A 20813-nucleotide genomic window follows, 5' to 3' on the forward strand; every position below is an offset into this window, starting at 1 on the left:
AATTTGTCCTCACGTCGGATTTTGCAGGTAGCTGGCGCCTCCCCGGCATTGCTTGAGATACTCCAGCGCCCGGACCTGGCCGGTGATCTCGAGAGCGTCGCGATAGACCGGGTCGTGCCAACCCTCTATGTCGATGGCGCCCTTGTAGCCGGCCAGCCGCAATTCGCTGATCACCCGCGTCCAGTCGCTGTCGCCGAAGCCGGGAGTGCGCATCTGTACGAAAGGCAGACGGCCGAACACGCCGTGCTCGCGGATGACATCCCAGCGCACGGTGGCGTCCTTGCCATGGACATGGAAGATGCGCGGCGCCCATTTGCGGATCTGCGGGATCGGATCGATCAGATAGACGAGCTGGTGGCAGGGTTCCCATTCGAGCCCGAGAGCCTCGTCCGGCACTTCGTTGAACATTAGCTCCCAGGCGTCCGGATTGTGGGCGATGTTCCAGTCGCCGGCCGCCCAATTGCCGTCCATGGCGCAATTCTCGAAGGCGATGCGCACGCCCTTGTCGGCGGCGCGCCTGGCCAGCGGCCCCCACACTTCGCGAAAGCGCGGCAGGCTGTCGGTCAGCTTCTTGCCGCGCAGGCGCCCGGTGAAGCCACTGACCATGGAAGTGCCGAACAGATGCGCATTGTCGATGACCGTTTCCCAGGCCGCGAGCACGCCGCGATCGACCTCGCCGCTCTCCAGTGGATTGCCAAAGACGCCGATGGACGAGACCGTGACATCGGCATCGCCGATCGCGTCGCGGATTTCGCCGGCAAGGCGTGGAAGATCCTTGCCGCCCAGCGTCTGCCAGAAGAAGGGCTGGATGCTCTCGAAGCCGACCGGCAGGATCTGCTTGATATACGCCGCCGGGTCGTCGAGGTTAGCCCGCACCATGGTGCCGATCCTGATGTCGAGAAGCGGGTTTGGCATCATCGTGTTCCTATGAAATCGCCACGCGGCGTCCGGTTTCGGCGCTCTCGATCGCGCCGAAAACCATGGCCAGGCTTTTGATGTTGTCGGTGCCGCGCGTCTCCGGCTCGGTCCCGGTCTCGATGGCGTGGATGAAATCCCTTATGATGCCGAGATGACCGCCGACGCGGTCGGCTGGATCGAGCGGCGGCACGTCGATCGGCTGGGTCTTGGCGAACAGCCCATCGCGGCCCGTCGCCACCACCTCCGCCTTCAAGAGGTCATGGCCGTCCCAGATGAGGCTGCCGCGCTCGGCGACGATGCGCCAGCTGCCTTCCCAGCTGGTGCGGAAGCCGTCGGCGCACCAGGAACCGGCATAGGTGAAGACCTTGCCGCCGCCGAGATCGAAGACCGCGCTTGCCGACGAGCCCTGCCGGTACCAGGAATTGGCCGGCTCCCATTCCTGGCAATAGACACCAGCCGGCTCGCCGCCGGCCATGTAGCGGGCGGCGTCGAAAGTGTGGATGGCCATGTCGAGCAGCAGCACATGCGCCATCTCCTCTCGAAAGCCGCCGAAATGCGGCGCGACGAAGAAATCGGCATGGATGCTGGTCGCCGCGCCAATGGCGCCGGAGTCCAGGAAGCGGCGGATGCGCCTGACATTGGCGACGTAGCGGCGATTCTGCACGACGGCATGGATGCGCCCGGCCTGGCGAGCCGCATCGACGATGGCGCGCGCGTTTTCAGGACTGTCGGCCAGCGGCTTTTCGGTCAAGAGATGGCAATTGTGGGCGAAGGCCGAAAGCGCGACCTCGCGCCGGGCAGCGGGAACGACGACATCGAACACCGCGTCGGGCCTGGTCTGGGAGAGCACCGCGTCAAGGCTGGTGCCGATGACGATGCCGGTGAGGTCGTATTCGTGCGCCCTCGCCTTCGCCCGCTCGGCGTCGAGGTCGACAAGGCCGACAATGGCAAGCCCATCGATCTGCCTCGCGGCATCGAGCCATTGCCTGCTCATCGCGCCGCAGCCGACGAGGACGACATTCATCATCCGGCGTTCCTCCTCCGCTCGGTCCCTCCAGACCGATCGTCACGGCATCCACGGCATCACCGTAAACGTTTTTCCGTAAACGTTTACGACAACACACCCGATAGCGTAGAATGTCAATTGGCCGCTCGCGAAAATCGTCTTTCGCCTTGGCCTCGGCACCGGCCAATGCTAGCGAAGCTCGGGGGAGAAAGTCTTTGGCGTCCAGCATCCACGACCTAGCGCGTCACCTGAACATTTCGATCGGCACCGTATCGCGGGCGCTGAACGGCCGCGCCGACGTCAATGCCGACACGCGCCAGCGCGTGCTCGACGCCGCCAAGAAGCTGAACTATTCACCCAACCAGTCCGGCCGCAGTCTCAGGCAAGGCGCGACCCATTCGATCGCCTTCATGCTGCAGCCGCATCCCGGCGACCAGCAATATGGCGAACCGTTCTTCATTCCCTTCCTGATCGGGGTCCAGGGCCGCCTTGCCGAAAGCGGGCTCGACCTGACCGTGGTAATGGGCGCGCCGGGCGACTATCAGCAGGAGCGCCTGCGCCGCGTCGTCGAGACCCGCCGCGCCGATGCCGTGCTGCTGGCCTGGACGCGGCGCCAGGACGAGCGCATCGATTATCTCACACAGGTCGGCTTCCCCTTCGCCACGCTCGGCCGCAGCCGCAGCGGCGGCAAGACCTATCCCTCGCTCGACCTCGATTTCGAGCAGGCAGGCAGCGACGCAGTCGACCGCCTGGTGGCGCGCGGCCACCGCCGCATTGCCGCCATCCGCCCTTCCCTCAATCTCAATTTCAGCCATCTGTTCCTCGACGGCTACCGCAAAGCCCTGAAGCGGCACGGCATCGAGGTCGACCCCGCGCTTATCGCCGACGGCTTCATCAACGAGGCCGGCGGCTACCAGGTGACGCCGCGCGTGATGCTGGCAAAGGACCGGCCGACAGCCATCATCTTCAACAACGACGCCATGGCCCTCGGCGGCTGCAAGGCGCTGGCCGAGATGGGCATCCGGCCGGGCCACGACATCGCGGTGACCGTCATCGTCGACACGCCGCTCTGCCGCTATTTTTCCCCGGCGCTGACCGCCTTCCGTCCGGCGCTGGAGCCGATGGGCCGGCGCCTGGCCGAAATGCTGCTGGCCTCGCTTCCCGCCTTCGCCGGCCCGGAAGGCCCGCGTATCATCCACGAAGTCTGGCCGCTGGAGCTGGTCGCGCGCGACAGCGATTGATGGCGCAGGCTATCAATCCACCTTCTTCTCGCCCCGCTCGCCGGCCTTGGTCGATGTCGCCCGTGGTGAACAGGATTTCCTTCAATTCCGCCCGCCAATCCTTCTTCTGGCGCAGCAGGAATTCCAGGTCCATCCCGAAATGCTTGAACTCCTCGCCTTGCGCGTTCTGCATGATGGCCCGCGCTTGCGGATCCTTCTCCACCGAGATGCGCTGTTCGTACCAGCCAATCGCTTCCGCCTCCTCGATCAGCGAGGTGATCATGCGGGCAAAGGTCCGCACCTTCTGCGACAGGTCTTCAGGCGGTTCGTGATACTGGTCGAAACCCATGTCGTCCTCCGTGGTTCATTCCCATGAATGCTCGGGAATGCCGCCGGTTCCGCATCACCGCTGCAATTCCGCCAATGCCCGCTCCAGCGGTGCCGGCGAAATCTGGATCGGGCCGGAGAACGGCACGTCCATGTCGAGGATCAAGTAGATCGCCCCGGCAATCAGCGCGGCCGAGACGACATAGGTTGCAAGCGTGATCACATTCTTCGGCGCCCTGAACCCGAAACTAGCGAAGATCAGCGCCAGCCACGCAACCAGCATGGCAATCAGCGGCCAGGGGATAGCGCCCTCCGACTGTTCGATCAGCACCCAGCGCATTTCCAGCACCTTCTGCAGGCGCTGACGTGCATCCTGCAACAGCGGGCCATGCGTCGCATCGGACAGCGTCAGCGCGTTCAGCCGCGTGCCGATCTCCGTCAAAAGATGTTCGGACAGCTGATTGGCGACGAGAGTCGTTTCACTGTTTTGCGACGAGGTGGCCACCACCCGCTGCACATAAGCGACCAGCGGCTGGCGCACCGCATCGGCTTCCGGCCCGTACTGGCGCAATGTCCTGTCGAGCAGGATGAGCTCCGTCGCATAGGCGTGCACATTGTGATCAATCGATTCGAAGGTGTTCTTGGCCGAATTGATCATCAGGCCGAGCACCAGCGAGGTCATGACGCCGAACAGATTGGCGGCGAGCCGCACGACATTGTTCGTGTCGTCGTCGCGATGCCTGGCCGGCAGCCTCGGCCATATCGCCATGCTGGCCAGCGGCGCCGCCGCCAGGCACAGGAAAATCACCAAGGCGATCAGGGCTTCGCGCATGAAGCGCATTTCTGCACGGCGTGCACCGCTTGCCAATGACCCCGGCACCGGTCACGCCGCGAAAGTCGCGGCAAGGACCGGGTGTCTCGCGAAAGCTCGCTCCTCACGACACCGGTGGCGCGCCGCCCTCTTCGGTGCGCCGCGCGATGAATTCGTCGAGCACTCCGGCGGTGGCGGCAGCCGAAGCGGGCGGCTCGAAATCGGCAAGGATGCGTTTCCAGATGCCGGTGGCGCGCTCGCTGGCGGTCTTTGATCCGCTTTGCGTCCAGTTGCCGAAATTCGACCAGTCGGCCACCAGTGGCTCATAGAATGCGGTGCGGTAGCGCGCCATGGTGTGGCCGGCCGAGAAGAAATGCCCGCCCGGCTGCACTTCGGCGATGGCCTCGAAACCGATCGCGTCGTCGTCGCCAGGCGTTGCCGCGCAAAGCTCGGCAATCGACTGCACCGCCTCGATGTCGGTGATCAGCTTCTCGAAAGAGACACTCAGGCCACCCTCCAGCCAGCCCGCGGCGTGAATACAGACGGTGGCGCCGGCAAGCACCGAGCCCCAAAGGGCGAACTGCGACTCATGGGCTGCCTGCGCATCGGAAATGTTGGCGGCACTGCCGGCGCCCGAACGCCAGGGAAGGCCGATGAAGCGCGCCAATTGGCCGGCCCCCAGTGTCGCCTTGACGTGCTCGGGCGTGCCGAACGCCGGAGCGCCCGACTTCATGTCGACATTGGAAGAGAACGAACCGTAGAGCACGGGTGCGCCCGGGCGCACGATCTGCGCCAGTGCCAGACCGGCCAGCGCCTCGGCATGCTGCAGCGTCAGCGCGCCGGCGACCGTGATCGGCGCCATCGCGCCGGCCAGGCAGAACGGCGTGATGACCAGGACCTGCCCGGCGCGAGCGAAGTCGATGATGCCTTGCGCCATCGGAATGTCGAGCTGGCGCGGTGAATTGGTGTTGATGATGGTGTAGCAATGGGCGCCAGCGCGGAATTCATCCTCTGACAGCCCGCGCGCCAGCCGGATCATCTCGAACCCATCCTCGACCTGCGGCGTGCCGCGAGCGAAGACAAAGGGGAACTTGTCGGACAGCGTCAGCTGCGCGCGGTTGACGGCATAGTGGCGCAAACGGTTGTCGACATCCTGCGGCTCGATGCAGGGGCAAAGCATGTGCAGTACGTCGAAATGCTGGATGAGCTTGGTCAATTCCTCGAAGGCGCCGAGCGTTCCCGGCCGGCGGCCGCGTTCGAGATCGGTGACGTTGGGCGCGCCAGCGCCGGCGAGGAACGTCATCGAGCCGAGCTCGAGCAAGAGATCGCGGCTGCGGTTGCCCGCCAGCGCTGGAATTGATTTCGGCGCCGAGGCCAGTGCCGCGGCCACGATGTCGCGGCCGATGCGCACCATGTCGGTGTCCGGGTCCACAAACGCACCGGCGCGGGCGAAAATCTCCCGCGCCTGCGGCAAGAGCACCTTGATGCCGAGTTCTTCCAGCACGCGCAGCGCCGTGTCGTGGATGGAAGCCACCTGGTCATCCGAAAAGATCGGCTGCGGCAGGAACGGGTTCTTCAACGACCGGTAGTTGGGTCGGCGGCTGCTTTCGCTGCCGGCCTCGCCCGTGCGTCCACGCCGGCGCTCGCGCCTCATGTCTCGTGCCGCGTCATCGATCATCGAAAATCCTCCTCATTGCCGCATCGCCCTGCCCGAGGCATCGTAGGGCGACGCCGCGATGACGCGAGCCGGCCGTTCGACGCCGACAATGTGCACCGAAAGCGCCGCCCCTCCTCGGCGAAATCGCCGTCGACCAACGCCAGCGCGACGCTCTTGCCGATCGTGTAGCCAAAGCCACCCGAAGTGACGAAGCCGACGCGCCGGCCGTCGCGCCAGACCGGCTCGAAGCCGCTGGCGTCGGCATCGACGGCGTCGACCTCCAGCGTCACGATCCGTTGCGCCACCCCAACGTTGCGCTCCTTCAGCGCCGCCTCGCGGCCGACGAACTCGCCCTTGTCGAAGGCAATGAACCGGTCGAGGCCGGTCTGGCCTGGCATGTAGCCCTGCGTGAATTCGCGCGACCAGATGCCGAAGCTTTTCTCCAGTCGCAGCGCATTCAGCGCGTAGTAGCCGATCTCGGCCAGGCCGAGATCCTCGCCGGCGGCGAGCAGTGTCTCACGCAACGTCGCATGCGTGGTTACCGGGCAGTTGATCTCGAAGCCCAGCTCGCCCGCTATGGAGAGGCGGGCAACCCGCGCCTGCACCATGCCGATGTCGAACGCGCCGCAGGCCATGAAGGGCAGTGCCGCGCCGCACACATCCTGATGCGTGGTGCGTTCCAGGATTTTGCGCGCATTTGGCCCGGTCAGCAGGAAGCCGCCCGTCGCGTCCGAGATGTCGGTGACCGTGACGCCCTCTCCTGCCTGTCTCTCGAACCAGCGCATGTGGAATTCCCTGAGATAGTAGGAGCCCATGAGCCAATAGTCGCCGTCGGGCCAGTTGATCACGGTGAGGTCGCCCTTCAGCCGTCCATCCGGCCCGAGCATCGGCGCCAGCCGCGCCTGTCCGGCTTTCGGCAGCTTGCAGGCAAGCAGCCGATCGAGCCATGCCCTGGCATTTGGTCCCGTCACCGCATAGCGCGCATAGGCCGAGATATCGAGGAGACCGGCGGCCCGCCGCACCTGCAGCGCTTCATCGCCGACGATGTCGAAGGCGTTGGAGCGCTTGAGCGTGGTGTTCTCGCGAAAGCCCATCGGCGCGAAATAGGCCGGGATTTCCAGCCCCCACGACGCCGTCCATTCGCAGCCCGCCGCACTCATCCCGTCATAGGCGCCGGGGCGTTTCAAGGGCCGGCCCGCCGGCAGCCGCTCATTGGGGAAAGTCATGACGAAACGGCGCGCATAGAACTGCCGCGTCGTTTGTCTGAGATATTCGCGGTTGGCGGCGAAGGCGCCGTAGCGGGCAATGTCCATGCCGAAAATGTCGGCCTGCGGCTCGCCGTGGATCATCCATTCGGCCAGCGATTTGCCGACACCGCCGCCCTGGCTGAAGCCGGCCATGACGCCGCAGGCGACCCAGTAGTTTTTCAGGCCGCGCACCGGTCCGACGATCGGATTGCCGTCGGGGGTAAAGGTGAAAGCGCCGTTGACCCATTTGCGGACGCCGGCGCTCGCCAGGCAGGGAAAGCGCTCATGCGCCTTGGCGAGTTCCGGGCTGATGCGGTCTATGTCCTCCGGGATCAGCTCGATGCCGTAGTCCCATGGCGCGCCGTCCATGTTCCAATGCTTGGGGTTCTGCTCGTAGACGCCGAGCAGCACGCCTTTGCGCTCCTGGCGCAGGTAGGAAAAGCCGTCGAGATCGACCGCAAGGCCAAGCTCCCGGTCGAGAGCGGCGATCTCGGGAATGTCCTCGGTGACGAAATAATGGTGCTCCATCGGCGTCACCGGCAGGTCGACGCCGGCCATGCGGCCGAGCTGCTTTGCCCACAGCCCGCCGGCGTTGACGACATGCTCGGCGATGATGGTGCCCTGCTCCGTGACGACGTCCCAATGGCCGTCCGCGCGAGACTTCAACTCGGCGACACGGTTGCGCAGGATCACGTCGGCGCCGCGCTTCTTGGCGGCACCCGCATAGGCATGCGTCGTGCCATAGGGGTCGAGATGACCCTCATTGGCATCGTAGAGACCACCGAGCACGCCAGTGACGTCGACAATCGGACAGATTTCCTTGATTTCGTCGGGCGTCACCAGCCGGGCGGTTTCGATGCCGACCGACTGGAACACCGCCCATGCCGATTTCAGCCATTCCCAGCGCTGGGGATCGCTGGCCATGTTGACGCCGCCGGTCATGTGCAAGCCGATATCCCGGCCGGATTCGGCCTCGATCTCGCGATAGAGCTTGATGGTGTAATCCTGCAGCGCCGCGACGTTGGGATCAGCGTTGAGCGCATGAAACCCGGCAGCCGCATGCCAGGTCGAGCCGGCCGTCAGTTCCGCACGTTCGATCAGCGCCACATCGGACCAGCCGAACCGCGTCAGGTGGTAGAGCACCGAGGCGCCGACCACCCCGCCCCCGATGACGACTGCACGGTAGCGCGACTTCAAGGCTTCCCTCCCAATGCGTAGGCAGCAACATATACGCACTAGACATAAGTGTCCAGTACTGCACTTGCGCATCCGAGCGGGTGTTTTTTCGGCCGGCGAACACGCCGGCGGGCAGGCATGCCGCACTGTCACGCAAGCATCATGTTCGCGCCGTAGACCGCTTTCGGGGGGCGGCGCGCGGCATCATCGATGTACCGCCTCTTTCAGCTTTTCGGCCGCCCCGGCACATCTTTCACAAAGAGGATCATCCATGAAACACCTGCACCGAACCGCCTCGCTCGGGATCGCGCTGGCCTTGTTCACTGCTCTCACGCCGGCGCTCGCCGACAGCACCACGACAGCAGGCGGCCTCGTCAACAAGGGCCTGGTCGGCGTCGGCCGCATCCCTGCCGCACAGCGCGACAGATTCGGCGAGACGTTCGGCTCGGGTTCCGGCATGGCGATCGACACATCGAGCTGGACGCATGATGCGGGCACCTACAAGGGTTCGCTCTGGCTGCTGCCGGATCGCGGCTACAATGTCGCCGGCACCACCGACTACCGGCCGCGCCTCAACACGATCGGCATCGAGTTCACGCCGGCAGCAGCAGGCGCCGTTGGCCAGGAACAGAACGAAGTCAAGGCGACGCTCACCGACACCATGCTGCTCACCGACGACAAGGGCGCCAATGCCACCGGGCTCGACCCGCTGTCGGATGTGCGCGCCGCCACCGGCGACATGCCGATGCTGCCCGCCGCCACCAATGGCAAGCTCGCCCTCGACAACGAGGCGATCGTGCGGCTGCCCGACGGCTCGATGTTCATCTCCGACGAATATGGCCCCAACATCTACCGCTTCTCGGCGCAGGGCCGTCTGCTGTCGGCGACACAGCCGCCGGCGGCGCTGGTGCCGATGCGCAAGGGCGCGCCGAACTTCTCCTCGGACAATCCTGGCCCCGGTGCCGCCGAGCCCGACCCGAAGGATCCCGAGACCGGCCGCCAGAACAACCAGGGCCTGGAAGGCATGGCGATGACGCCGGACGGCAAGTTCCTGATCGCCGTGCTGCAGTCGGCGACCCGGCAGGATGGCGGCGATTCAGGTTCGACCCGGCAAAACACCAGGGCGCTGGTCTATGACGCCTCCGACCTCGCCCATCTGAAGCTGGCGCACGAATATGTCGTGCCGCTGCCGGTGTTCAAGGACGCCAAGGGCAAGACCAAGGTCGCCGCGCAAAGCGAGATCGTGGCGCTGTCGGACACGTCCTTTCTGATGCTGGCGCGCGACAGCGGCAACGGCCAGGGCGTCAAGGGCGACACCTCGCTTCTGCGCCAGATCTTCGTCGTCGACGTTTCCGCCGCAACCGACATCGCGGGCGGTCCTTTCGACGCCGCCGACAAGCCGGTCGCGCCCAAGGGCGTGCTCGATCCGTCGGTAACGCCGGGCAGACTGACGCCGTTCATCGACATCAACGACAATGCGCAGCTCAATCGCTTCGGCCTGCACAATGGCGCGCCGAACGACCACAACAACCTGTCCGAGAAATGGGAAGCGATGTCGCTGGCCAGCGTGCTCGATCCGAAGCTGCCTGACGACTATTTCCTGTTCGTCGCCAATGACAACGACTTCCTTGCCCAGGACGGCTTCCAGGTCGGCGCGCCCTATAAGGCCGATGACGGCGCCAATGTCGACACCATGTTCCTGGTCTATCAGGTCACGCTGCCGGGTCTGGCCAAGAAGTAATCAGCGCGATCCAGGCGGACGCGTATATCGCGTCCGCCTGAGTTATTCCGATCGAACCGTCGATCGTGAAGGTACTTACTTCAAGAACTCGGCATCCTTCGGCACGCCGGCATCGATCGGCTCGGCCGTCCTGCTCGACACGGCCATGATCTTGCCGGCAGCCGACAGGTTGGGCCGCACGAAGACCTGCGCGGGACCGTTGACGCGGCTGTAGAGGTCGATGATGTCCTGGTTCATGAAGCGCACACAGCCCGACGATGCGTTCTTGCCGATGGAATCCCACTCCGGTGTGCCGTGCAGCCGGTACATCGTGTCCTTGCCGTCGCGGAACAGGTAGAGCGCGCGTGCGCCGAGCGGGCTCTGCGGGCCTGGCGGCATGCCGTCCTTGAACTTCGCCAGTTCCGGCCGGCGCTGGATCATTTCCGGCGGCGGCGTCCACACCGGCCATTTCTTCCGTGCCTGAACCACGGCGCTGCCGGTCCAGCCGAAACCGGCCTTCCCTAAGCTGACGCCGTAGCGGATGGCCTTGCCGCCGTCGCGCACCAGATAGAGGAAGTGCTCGGAGACATCGACGACGATGGTGCCGGGCTTTTCGCCGGTCGGGTCGACCACGATCTGGCGCACGAACTTCGGATCGAGCTTGGCCACCGGGATCGCCGGCAGTTGATAGCCCTCGTCGGTGCGCGCCGCGTACATGGTCGCGGTGTCGCCGAACGCCGTGTCGGGTGGCGCCGCGGCCACCGGCGGCGGCGGCGTCACCACCTCGGTCGTCGTACATGCCGAAAGAGCCATCGAGGCCGCGCCCAAGGCGGACGCACCGAGAAACGCGCGCCGGTTCAGGCGCTCGGAAAACAGCGGACTATCGGACATGATCCCCCCGGCTATTCACAAGATACAGGAATGCGGGCCCCACGCCCCAGGGGATCAATAGCCCATTCCGGGGGTTTTGAGAACATGATTAGATCAAGGGGCGCCAGCAGACCTTTCCGACACCGCATCGACCTGCCCCGTTGAATCGGCAATGATGGTGGGGCCAGATCACCTTTGCCGAGTTGCCAGCCATGGACGAAAAAATGCCCCCGCGCCGGCGCACCGGCGACCTGACCAGCGGCCCGATCCCGCGCACGCTGCTGCTGTTTGCCTTGCCGGTGCTGGGTTCCAACGTGCTGCAGTCGCTCAACGGGTCGATCAATGCCGTCTGGGTCGGCCGCTTTCTGGGCGAATCGGCGCTGACCGCCACATCCAACGCCAACCTCGTCCTGTTCCTGATCCTGGGCACCGTGTTCGGCATCGGCATGGCCGCCACCATCCTGGTGGCGCAGTCGGTCGGCGCCCGCGACCTGCCCGTGGCGCGCCGCATCGTCGGCACCAGCGCCACCTTCTTCTTCTTCATTTCGGTGGTCTTCGCCGTCTGCGGCTGGATCTGGGTAAATGCTATCCTGGGCATGCTCGGCACACCTGCGGACGCCTTGCCGCTGGCGCGTTCCTATCTGCGCATCATCTTCGTCGCCGTGCCGATGATGAACCTTCTGTCCTTCGTCATGACCGTACTGCGTGGCGCGGGCGATTCACGCACGCCCTTCATCTTCATGGCGCTGGCGGTCGTCCTCGACATCGTGCTCAACCCGCTGCTGATCCGCGGCATCGGCCCCTTCCCCGAACTTGGCATCGCCGGTTCCGCCACCGCGACGCTGATCGGCCAGACGGTGGGCGTGATTGCCATCCTTGTCGTGCTCTATGCGCGCAAGCACCCGCTGCGGCTGGCCGGCGCCAATCTGGCCCTGCTGTGGCCCGACCCTGGCTTGCTGCGCATCGTCGTCTTCAAGGGCGTGCCGATGGGCCTGCAGATGATCGTCATTTCGGCGGCGGCCCTGACGGTGATGGGCATCGTCAACTCCTACGGGTCGCAGGTCGCCGCCGCCTACGGCATCGCGGCGCAGCTGTGGACCTACATCCAGATGCCGGCGCTGGCCATCGGAGCCGCGGTTTCCTCCATGGCTGCGCAGAATGTCGGCGCCGGCCGCTGGGACCGGATCGGCCGCGTCGCCGCCTCCGGCGTCGGCTTCAACCTCGTCCTGACCGGCGCCCTGGTCGCGCTGCTGTGGCTCTTCGACCGCCCGATCCTCGGCCTGTTCCTGAGCAGCGACAGCGCGGCGATCGACATCGCCGCGCACATCAATTCTGCCGCATCCTGGTCGTTCATCCTGTTCGGCATCACCATCGTGCTGTTCGCCACCGTGCGCGCCACCGGAGCGGTGATGCCGCCGCTGATCATCCTGGTGATTTCGGTGCTCATCGTGCGCACCGGCTTTGCCTATTTCATGCGCGGCGTGATCGGCGAGGAAGCGCTGTGGTGGAGTTTCCCGGCAGGCTCGATCACCTCGCTGGTGCTGGCCGCGGCCTACTACCGTTTCGGCGGCTGGCGCACATTGCACATGATCGAGAACAGGCCGGCCGCCGGCGAGCCGCCCGACACCGGGCTCGGTGTGCCACGAGGGCGCGCCAACATGGCGCCCGAGACGCCGAACGGCTGAGGCGAGCCCGCTTTGTCTCAATGTCTGTGTTTTAGCTCAAAGCCCAGCGCCACCAGCGCAAAGACGATGATCATGCCGGCAAATGCCAGGCTTGCCGCGACAGCCCTGACGTAGGTCGAGACGATGCCGACGCCGCTGACGGGTAAGGCATTGCCGACAAAGCAGCCACCGGCGCGCTGGTTTTCCCAGACATAGTTGAGGAATTTCCCGAGCGCCGTTTATTGGCCCGGGAACTTGCGCTAACAGTTTACTGTCTTTCGACAAATTCGTTTGTAGGCGGGGATCATGGGCAAAGGCAGGGTCGAGGCATTCACCGACGGCGTCGTGGCCATCATCATCACCATCATGGTCCTCGAACTGAAAGTGCCGCATGGCGAGGATGTTTCCGCCTTGTTGCCGTTGTGGCCGGTCTTCTTCAGCTACGTGCTGTCCTTCATCAATGTCGGCATCTACTGGAACAATCTGCACAACATGTTTCACACCGTACAACGCGTCGACGGCCGGGTGCTTTGGGCAAACCTGCATCTGTTGTTCTGGCTGTCGCTGATGCCGGTAACGACCGCCTTCATGGGGGAGAATCATTTCGCCACGGTTCCGGTCGCTGTCTATGGCGCCGATCTCGCTCTATGCGCGATCGCTTACACTATTCTGGCATCCGCGCTGCATCGCCTGCACGGCAACGACACCGCCTTCGCCAAGGCGCTGGGCAACGACCGCAAGGGCAAGCTCTCGCTGGCCGTCTACATCGCGGCCGTCCTGCTGACCTTCGTCAATCAGTGGATCGGCGTCGCGCTTTATGTGCTGGTCGCGACGATCTGGCTCGTGCCGGATACGCGCTTCGCGCGGGTGATCGAAAAGTAGCGCTGTTTGCCTGACTCGATTCCCCGGGGGGGAAAATGCTACGCGCTTTCCCCGGGAAAACCGCTTCACACCTTTCCTGGAATTGCTCTATTTACGCATCGCCTTCAGCTTTTCCGCCACCGACGCCGCAAGGTCGGCATAGCGCTCCTCCAGCCTTTCGGCTGCCTTGATGATCGAGAAATCATGGCCGAATTTCTCCAACGCCATGCGCAGCTTCTCGACGAACTCGGCCTGTTTTTCCAGCGCGGCAAACAGTGTCTTCACCTGGGTTTCGCTGATATCGGGGTTGGCCAGCATCTGCGGCACCTCGCGCCCCATCTGGTCGCCGGTGGCGGTCTGCTCTTTCAGAATTGCGATCCAGTCCGTCAATCGAAAATCTCCATTTGTGGGGCAGCATGCGCGGTCGCGGCCCGACTGGTCAACCCGAACACGTGCTGACGAAGGCTTGCGCAAGCGGTTTCCGGCGCTAAGTTCGGCGCCATCGAAAAAAGGATGCTGTTGCTCATGATCACCGACGCTGAAATCCAGAGCGCCCTGCCCGCGCTTGGCCCCGGCAATACCGCCGTCATCACCGGCGCCGCCAGCGGCATCGGTCTGGCAGCCGCAAAGCGGCTTGCGCTGATGGGCATGAAGATCGTGCTCGCAGACATCGGTGGCGCGCGCCTTGACGATGCCTCCCGCGCCGTCTCTGCCATTGCCGGCGACGATGCCGTGCTTGCCGTCGCCGCAGATGTTTCGAAGGCCGATGAGGTCGATCGTCTCGCCGACCGCGCATTCGGCGCCTTCGGCGAGGTCTCGCTGCTGATGAACAATGCCGGCGTCGGCGACAATCCGGGAAAACCCTGGGAAAACCGCGATGGCTGGAAACGGCTGCTCGACATTAATTTCTGGGGTGTCGTGCATGGCGTCGAAGCCTTCGCGCCGCGCATGCTGGCGTCGGCCAAGCCGGGCCTGATCATCAACACCGGTTCCAAGCAAGGCATCACCACGCCGCCCGGCAACCTCGCCTACAATGTCTCCAAGGCCGGCGTGAAGACGTTCACCGAAGGCCTGGCGCATGCGCTGCGCAACGAACCGGGCGACCGAATGTCGGCGCATCTGCTCATCCCCGGCTTCACTTATACCGGCCTCACCGAAGGGGCGACGGAAAAGCCGGCCGGCGCCTGGACCGGCGAACAGGTCATTGATTTCATGCTGGAATCCCTGGTCAGGGGCGACTTCTACATCCTGTGCCCGGACAATGACGTAGCGCGGCCGCTGGACGAGAAGCGCATGGCCTGGGCGATAGGCGACATCATCGAAAACCGCCCGGCCCTGTCGCGCTGGCACCCCGATCACAAGGATGCGTTCGCGGACTTCATCAAAGGCTGATCCGAAAGCCCTCAAGCCGCGTGCTTTTTCGGAGCTCGCTTTTGCGCCACGGCCTTCTTGGCGGCCATGGCGGCGATTTTTTCGTCATGCCGCCGTGCCGCCCGCTCACACTTGTCACGGATTTCCTCGACTTCGGATTCCGTGAGGTGCTCGATGCCGATGAAATTGTTATGGCCCTCGCTGACCCGGATCAACTCATCGAGCTTGGCCTGGATCGCCGCGCCATCGCGGTTCTGGGTGTTCTGGATCAGGAACACCATCAGGAAAGTGATGATGGTCGTGCCGGTGTTGATCACCAATTGCCAGGTGTCCGAGAAGCCGAAGAACGGCCCGCTCACCGCCCAGACGACGACAATCACACAGCAGCCCGCAAAGGTCAGCGGCAGGCCGGTTATATGGGCGACCCAGTTGGCGATCCTGGTGAAGAGCTTTTCCATCTGTCGAGACCCATCAATGGCTGCGCCGATGAGAAACAACCGGTAGCCGTCTTGGGTTCCCGCCGGCAGCAAATACATCGGATGCAATTGGGCACACGCGAAGCGGGCACTCGACGGAAAACGCATCTTATCGGTTCAATGTCATAGTAACGATGCAGGCAAAAGCGCCTGTTCGTTCCGCTCCACAGCGGTTTACCTCCGGCCCCTTCCGCCGCGCCACCCCCGCATGGCGGAAGGGGCTTCAGTACCGAAAGCGGCGACCGGTACACGGACAGGCGGACGCCCCATTTCCCGCAACTCGCCCACCAGCGCCGCTCTCGGTCTGCTGATGGCCTGCGCGCCCTAGACGACGTCGTTTTCCCAACGATCGAGGAAGGCCTCGATCGGCATGGACTGGATGTCGGGAACCGCCCTGGCGAGTTTCTCGACCGGCCAGTCCCACCAGGCGAGGGCTTCGATCCGCGCCGCTATGTCGGGAGCAAAGCGCGAGCGGAGCGGCTTTGCCGGCACGCCGGCGACGATCATGTAGGGCGGCACATCCTGCGTCACCACCGCATTGGCGCCAACGACCGCGCCATTGCCGATCGCGATGCCGGGCATGATCACCGCGCCGTGGCCGATCCAGACGTCGTGGCCGATGGTCACGGCCTTCGCTTGCCGCCGCGCGCGGAACGCCGCATCGACGCCCAGCCAGCGGAAATATTCGTTCGGCCGGTAGCTGACCTTGTGCTGGGTCAGTCGCTCGATCGGATGCTCCAGCGCGTTGATGCGGCTGTTGGCGGCAATCGAGCAGAATTTGCCGATACTCGTATAGATCGCCTCGGCATGGCGCTCGAAATAGGAGAAGTCCCCGACGCTCACCTCGCGCAGCACCACCCGTTCACCGATCGAGGCGTAGCGGCCGAGCTTGCACGCCTTCAGCTCCGCGGTCGGATGGATGCGCGGCTCGGGATCTTTCAGGACGAGGTTTTCGGTGCGGTCCATGCGGCGCTTTACTTCAGGGCAATTGCTCCCGCAAGGCAGGAGCAATTGCTCGTGGTGCCAATCAGCACAAAAAGACGCCCATCCGCCTATTTCGGCTTGCCCTTGCTCCACACCACGTTCTGGCCATAGAGCGGCACGGTGGTGACCGACATCTTGGCCGAGCCGTTCTGCACCTGACGCGAATGCGAGAGATAGATCAGCGTCTCGTTGGTCTTGTCGTAGATGCGGTTCACCACCTGCTTCTTCCAGATCAGGCTGAGGCCCTGCTTGAACACCTCCTCGCCGCCCTCGCTCATGTCGATGTCGCCGATGGTGATCGGGCCGGTCTGACGGCAGGAGATCGACGAATCGGAGGGATCCTCGAACCAGTTGCCCTTGTGCAGGCGGTCGATGATGCTGCGGTCGAAATAGGAGACATGGCAGGTCACGCCATCCACCTTGGGATCCTTGATCGCTTCGACGATGATGTCATTGCCGACCCAGTCGACGCCGACCTTGCCGACTTCCTCGGCGACCGCGCTGCCTGCGCCAAGAACGACGCACGCGGCCAAGGCGCCGCCGATCAGTTTTCGCCCAATCCGTTCGCGCCCAACCAGTTCGAGCAAAGGAGCCTCCTGCGGTTCGAGTTGCCAGTATCAGGTGGGACGCGGCGTGCGGCTTTGCAAGCGGATGCGTCAACACCACCACGGTTGCGGCATCGCGGCACTTTGCCTGCGCAGGGCCAAACCGCTAAGAGACTGTTTCGAAATTCGCTCTGGCGAGTCATATGGTGGTGGTTTCGACACCGTAGCGCAGTGGACATATGGTCCGTGAGCTCAGTTCTACTGCATGCAGTAAGAACTGAGAAGCGCAGAAAACGCCATCAGATGGCCGCCAGAGTAGAATTTCCAAACAGGGCTCAAGACTGTCGCACCGGCGCGGCATCGAGCCGGCGCGATGATTTCTGCGGACGGACTTTTATGATGATGCGTTCTATCCTGGTCGGCATTCTCGTCCTGATGGCAGCCGGCATCGGCTGGCTGACCTTCGACTGGTACCGCGGCCATTATGGCGGCGAACCGTTCGGAGCGCCCTTCACCCTCGTCGACCAGAAAGGCGCGCCGATCACCGAAGCCGCCTTCCGGGGGCAGCCCAGCGTCGTCTTCTTCGGCTTCACCCACTGCCCCGAAGTCTGCCCGACGACGCTGTTCGAACTCTCCGGCTGGCTGAAGACGCTCGGCGACGACGGCAAGACCTTGCATGCCTATTTCGTCTCGGTCGACCCGGAGCGTGACACGCCGCCGGTGATGAACGCCTATGTCAGCAATTTCTCCGACCGCATCACCGGCATCACCGGCGACCCGGACAAGGTCCATGCCATGGCCAAGTCGTTCGGCATCTACTGGAAGAAGGTCGACACGGGCGACGGCGACTACACGATGGACCACACCGCCTCGGTGCTGCTGCTCAACTCCAAGGGCGACTTTGCCGGCACGATCGCCTATGGCGAAAGCGCCGGCACCGCCGTGGAGAAGCTGAAGCGCCTCGCGGCCAAGGGTTGATAAGTATCCATATGACCCAGACGCGGCTGCATTTCACCACCGGCAAGATCGAGGCTGAGCGCATCTTCGCGGCGCTCGAACTGGCTTTCGAGGATGAGGGCCTGCCGATCGCCGTGCTCGAGGTCGACGAAGACCAGGACATCCACGAAGTTTCGCTCTATGCCGATGGCGACGTCGATGCGATTGAAGCGCGGGTGAAGGACATTCTCGCCGGGCTTGCTCTGTCGAAGCCGGTCGAGCGCGAAGTGCTGCCCGACATCGACTGGGTGGCGCGCTCACTAGAGGGCCTGAAGCCGGTGCGCGCCGGCCGTTTCTTCGTCCACGGCGCGCATGACCGCAGGAAGCGCCACAGCGGCGAACTCGCCATCGAGATCGAGGCCGGCCTTGCCTTCGGCACCGGCCATCACGGCACCACATCAGGCTGCCTGGAAATGCTGGAGAAAGTGGTGCGGCGCGAGCACCCGCGCAATGCGCTCGACCTCGGCACCGGCAGTGCCGTGCTGGCGATCGCCGTCGCCAAGCTGGCGCATATTCCGGTGCTCGCCACCGACATCGACCCGGTGGCGGTGAGGGTCGCCGCCGCCAATGCGCGGCTCAATCACATCAAGGCGCTCATCGAAACGGTCACCGCACCGGGCTTCCACCATCCGATCTTCGGCAAGCGTACCCCCTTCGATCTGATCGTCGCCAACATATTGGCGCGGCCGCTGATGCGGCTGGCGCCGCAAATGGCCGGGCACATCGCACTTGGCGGCTCGATCGTCCTGTCAGGCATTCTCGAGCGCCAGCGCGACGCCGTCATCTCGGCCTATGTCGGCCAGAATTTCCGGCACGTGCGCACCTTGCACCGCGAAGGCTGGGTGACGATCCACCTCAAGCGCTGAGACCGGCAAGGCAACTGCCGATCCTCGACAGTCCTAACACCTAGAACTTGATGCGCCGTGGCATGGATTTCGCCGGAAAGCTGATCGTGCCGCGGCTGGACCAGCCCCATCTGGTTGTCAGCCAGCCGGCGCTGTAGCAGGTTGCGCCAACTGGAAATCGATTCCGATTTCCGGACCCATAGACTACGGTCACGCCGACATCAGGAGGCCCATCATGTTCCAGACCTTCGATTCCGCGGGCGAGCCTTCGGTTGGCAAGCCGCGCGTGGCGCTGCTGCGCCAATGGCTTGCCGCCAATGGCCTAGACGGTTTTATCGTCCCGCGCGCCGACGAACATCAGGGCGAATATGTCGCCGATCGTTCGGTACGGCTGAAATGGCTGACCGGCTTCAGCGGCTCGGCCGGCGTCGCCATCGTGCTGCGCGACCGCGCCTTCATCTTCGTCGACGGGCGCTATACGCTGCAGGTGCGCAGCGAGGTCGATCTCGACATTTTTTCGGTCGAAAGCCTGGTCGACAACCCGCCCGCCGTCTGGCTCAAGGACAATATAGGCAAGGGCGCGCGGCTGGGCTTCGATCCATGGCTGCACACGATCAGCGAGGTCAAGGCGCTGCAGACCTCGGCCGACAAGACCGGCGCGGTGCTGGTGCCGCTCGAGAAAAACCCGATAGACATCATCTGGAAGGACCAGCCGGCGGCGCCGGTGACGCCGGTCGAGCTGCACCCGATCGGCTTTGCCGGCGAACTCGCCAAGGACAAGCTGGCGCGGCTGGCGACAGCGATCGGCAAGGACGGCGCCACCCATGCGGTGCTGACCGACCCCTCCTCCATCGCCTGGGCCTTCAACATCCGAGGCGGCGACGTGCCGCACACGCCGCTGGCGCTCGGCTTCGCCATCCTCGCAGCGGATGGGTCGCACCAGCTGTTCATGGACAGCCGCAAATTCTCGCGCCAGGTCGCGGCCTATCTCACCCAGCTCGCCGATCCGCACGAGCCCGGCGAATTCGAAGCGGCGATCGCGGCGCTTGCCAAGGGCGGCGCCAAGATCGCACTCGACCCGGTCCTGGCGGCCGACCGGCTGCGCATACTGGTCGAGGACAATGGCGGCACGGTGGTTGCCGCGCCCGATCCTGCCCGCATTCCGCGTGCCACCAAGAACCAGGCCGAGATCAACGGCTCGCGCGCCGCGCACCGTCGTGACGGCGCGGCGGTGGCCAAGCTTCTGTGCTGGCTGGAGCGGCAAAAACCCGGCTCGCTCGACGAGATCGCGGTCGTCACCAGGCTGGAGGAGAGCCGCAGGCAGACCGGCGAGGAAACGCAGATGCCGCTGCGCGACGTGTCCTTCGACACCATTTCCGGCGCTGGCCCGAACGGCGCCATCATGCACTACCGCGTGTCGCGCGCCACCAGCCGCAAGCTGCAGGCGGGCGAGTTGTTCCTGCTCGATTCCGGCGCGCAATATCAGGACGGCACCACCGACATCACCCGCACCGTGCCGATCGGCCAGCCGACCGAGGAAATGCGCGAACGCTACACGCTGGTGCTGAAAGGCATGATCGGTATTTCCACGCTGCGCTTCCCCGCCGGCACGCGCGGCTCGGAGATCGACGCCATTGCCCGCATGGCGCTGTGGAAGCATGGTTGCGATTTCGCCCACGGCACCGGCCATGGCGTCGGCTCGTACCTCGCCGTGCATGAAGGCCCGCAGCGCATTGCCCGCACCGGCACCGAAAAGCTGCTCGAAGGCATGATGCTGTCCAACGAACCCGGCTATTACAAGGAAGGCGCTTACGGCATCCGCATCGAAAACCTGATCCTCGTGACGCCGGCCGAACAGATCGAGGGCGGCGACATCGCCATGCACGGCTTCGAGACGCTGACGCTGGCGCCGATCGACATCAGGCTGGTGCGGTCAGAGCTGCTGACGCGCGAGGAGCTGCATTGGCTAGACGCCTACCATGCCCGCGTGCTGGCCGAGATCGGACCGATGCTCGACGGCGAGACGCTGGCCTGGCTTGAGAAGGCGACGGCACCGCTGCCGCATGATGCGAAGATTTGAATCTAGCTTGGTAAGTCAGCGATTTAAATCGATGGCACT

At 64.4% G+C, this 20813-nt stretch carries 17 protein-coding genes and 2 pseudogenes; 8 read left to right on the forward strand and 11 right to left on the reverse strand.

What is annotated here, in order from left to right; all coding sequences use genetic code 11:
* Positions 1–9: 9 nt before the first annotated feature.
* Complete coding sequence (locus AB4Z43_RS03460; protein WP_441935921.1) at positions 10–918, reverse strand: sugar phosphate isomerase/epimerase family protein; 909 nt, start codon at positions 916–918, stop codon at positions 10–12.
* 7 nt (positions 919–925) lie between these two features.
* Positions 926–1945: a Gfo/Idh/MocA family protein gene (locus AB4Z43_RS03465; protein WP_019859058.1), complete on the reverse strand. Its 1020-nt coding sequence runs from the start codon at positions 1943–1945 to the stop codon at positions 926–928.
* A 194-nt stretch (positions 1946–2139) separates the two neighbouring features.
* On the opposite strand from AB4Z43_RS03465, the gene AB4Z43_RS03470 reads away from it, so the two are divergent.
* The gene (locus AB4Z43_RS03470; protein WP_027047017.1) at positions 2140–3165 is read left to right on the forward strand and encodes a LacI family DNA-binding transcriptional regulator; all 1026 of its coding nucleotides are present in this window, start codon (positions 2140–2142) and stop codon (positions 3163–3165) included.
* 12 nt (positions 3166–3177) lie between these two features.
* On the opposite strand, the pseudogene AB4Z43_RS03475 reads toward AB4Z43_RS03470, so the two are convergent.
* The 4 genes and pseudogenes from AB4Z43_RS03475 to AB4Z43_RS03490 form a co-directional block, all read right to left on the reverse strand.
* A pseudogene (locus AB4Z43_RS03475) lies at positions 3178–3493 on the reverse strand (ferritin family protein).
* Positions 3494–3547: 54 nt separating this feature from the next.
* Entirely contained in the window at positions 3548–4303 is a 756-nt protein-coding gene (locus AB4Z43_RS03480) for a bestrophin-like domain (RefSeq protein ID WP_027047018.1), read from the reverse strand.
* Positions 4304–4406: 103 nt separating this feature from the next.
* A complete protein-coding gene (locus tag AB4Z43_RS03485; RefSeq protein ID WP_441935924.1) occupies positions 4407–5960 on the reverse strand; it encodes a trimethylamine methyltransferase family protein in 1554 nt (517 codons plus the stop codon).
* Positions 5961–5972: 12 nt separating this feature from the next.
* Positions 5973–8383: pseudogene (locus AB4Z43_RS03490) on the reverse strand (GcvT family protein).
* Positions 8384–8633: 250 nt separating this feature from the next.
* Between AB4Z43_RS03490 and AB4Z43_RS03495 the strand changes: the two are divergent.
* Complete coding sequence (locus AB4Z43_RS03495) at positions 8634–10103, forward strand: esterase-like activity of phytase family protein (RefSeq protein WP_441935926.1); 1470 nt, start codon at positions 8634–8636, stop codon at positions 10101–10103.
* 75 nt (positions 10104–10178) lie between these two features.
* Here AB4Z43_RS03495 and AB4Z43_RS03500 read toward each other — a convergent pair whose 3' ends face one another.
* Positions 10179–10973: a L,D-transpeptidase gene (locus AB4Z43_RS03500; protein WP_019859065.1), complete on the reverse strand. Its 795-nt coding sequence runs from the start codon at positions 10971–10973 to the stop codon at positions 10179–10181.
* 191 nt (positions 10974–11164) lie between these two features.
* On the opposite strand from AB4Z43_RS03500, the gene AB4Z43_RS03505 reads away from it, so the two are divergent.
* Both AB4Z43_RS03505 and AB4Z43_RS03510 read left to right on the forward strand, forming a co-directional pair.
* Positions 11165–12637: an MATE family efflux transporter gene (locus AB4Z43_RS03505; protein WP_441935928.1), complete on the forward strand. Its 1473-nt coding sequence runs from the start codon at positions 11165–11167 to the stop codon at positions 12635–12637.
* A gap of 285 nt (positions 12638–12922) precedes the next feature.
* On the forward strand, positions 12923–13498 hold the full coding sequence (locus tag AB4Z43_RS03510; RefSeq protein WP_019859067.1) for a TMEM175 family protein: 576 nt from the start codon (positions 12923–12925) through the stop codon (positions 13496–13498).
* Positions 13499–13585: 87 nt separating this feature from the next.
* Here AB4Z43_RS03510 and AB4Z43_RS03515 read toward each other — a convergent pair whose 3' ends face one another.
* On the reverse strand, positions 13586–13867 hold the full coding sequence (locus tag AB4Z43_RS03515) for a hypothetical protein (protein ID WP_064983824.1): 282 nt from the start codon (positions 13865–13867) through the stop codon (positions 13586–13588).
* A gap of 135 nt (positions 13868–14002) precedes the next feature.
* On the opposite strand from AB4Z43_RS03515, the gene AB4Z43_RS03520 reads away from it, so the two are divergent.
* On the forward strand, positions 14003–14869 hold the full coding sequence (locus AB4Z43_RS03520) for an SDR family NAD(P)-dependent oxidoreductase (RefSeq protein ID WP_027047020.1): 867 nt from the start codon (positions 14003–14005) through the stop codon (positions 14867–14869).
* An 11-nt stretch (positions 14870–14880) separates the two neighbouring features.
* Here AB4Z43_RS03520 and AB4Z43_RS03525 read toward each other — a convergent pair whose 3' ends face one another.
* The 3 genes from AB4Z43_RS03525 to AB4Z43_RS03535 all read right to left on the reverse strand — a co-directional run bounded on the left by AB4Z43_RS03525 (position 14881) and on the right by AB4Z43_RS03535 (position 16895).
* Positions 14881–15306 carry a low affinity iron permease family protein gene (locus AB4Z43_RS03525; protein WP_027047021.1) on the reverse strand — a complete coding sequence of 142 codons (426 nt, stop codon included), beginning with the start codon at positions 15304–15306 and terminating at the stop codon, positions 14881–14883.
* A gap of 342 nt (positions 15307–15648) precedes the next feature.
* Entirely contained in the window at positions 15649–16290 is a 642-nt protein-coding gene (locus tag AB4Z43_RS03530) for a transferase hexapeptide repeat family protein (protein WP_038647706.1), read from the reverse strand.
* Between the two features lie 86 nt (positions 16291–16376).
* Positions 16377–16895: a CreA family protein gene (locus tag AB4Z43_RS03535; protein ID WP_019859072.1), complete on the reverse strand. Its 519-nt coding sequence runs from the start codon at positions 16893–16895 to the stop codon at positions 16377–16379.
* A gap of 357 nt (positions 16896–17252) precedes the next feature.
* On the opposite strand from AB4Z43_RS03535, the gene AB4Z43_RS03540 reads away from it, so the two are divergent.
* From AB4Z43_RS03540 to AB4Z43_RS03550, 3 genes are all read left to right on the forward strand, one after another.
* A complete protein-coding gene (locus tag AB4Z43_RS03540; protein WP_027047022.1) occupies positions 17253–17831 on the forward strand; it encodes an SCO family protein in 579 nt (192 codons plus the stop codon).
* 11 nt (positions 17832–17842) lie between these two features.
* Positions 17843–18715 (forward strand): 50S ribosomal protein L11 methyltransferase, encoded by an 873-nt coding sequence (locus AB4Z43_RS03545; RefSeq protein ID WP_441935932.1) that lies wholly within the window; start codon positions 17843–17845, stop codon positions 18713–18715.
* 214 nt (positions 18716–18929) lie between these two features.
* Positions 18930–20774 (forward strand): aminopeptidase P family protein, encoded by a 1845-nt coding sequence (locus tag AB4Z43_RS03550; protein WP_441935933.1) that lies wholly within the window; start codon positions 18930–18932, stop codon positions 20772–20774.
* Positions 20775–20813 lie beyond the last annotated feature (39 nt).

Origin of the sequence: Mesorhizobium sp. 2RAF45 (assembly GCF_052115225.1) — a bacterium.
GTDB lineage: Bacteria > Pseudomonadota > Alphaproteobacteria > Rhizobiales > Rhizobiaceae > Mesorhizobium > Mesorhizobium jarvisii.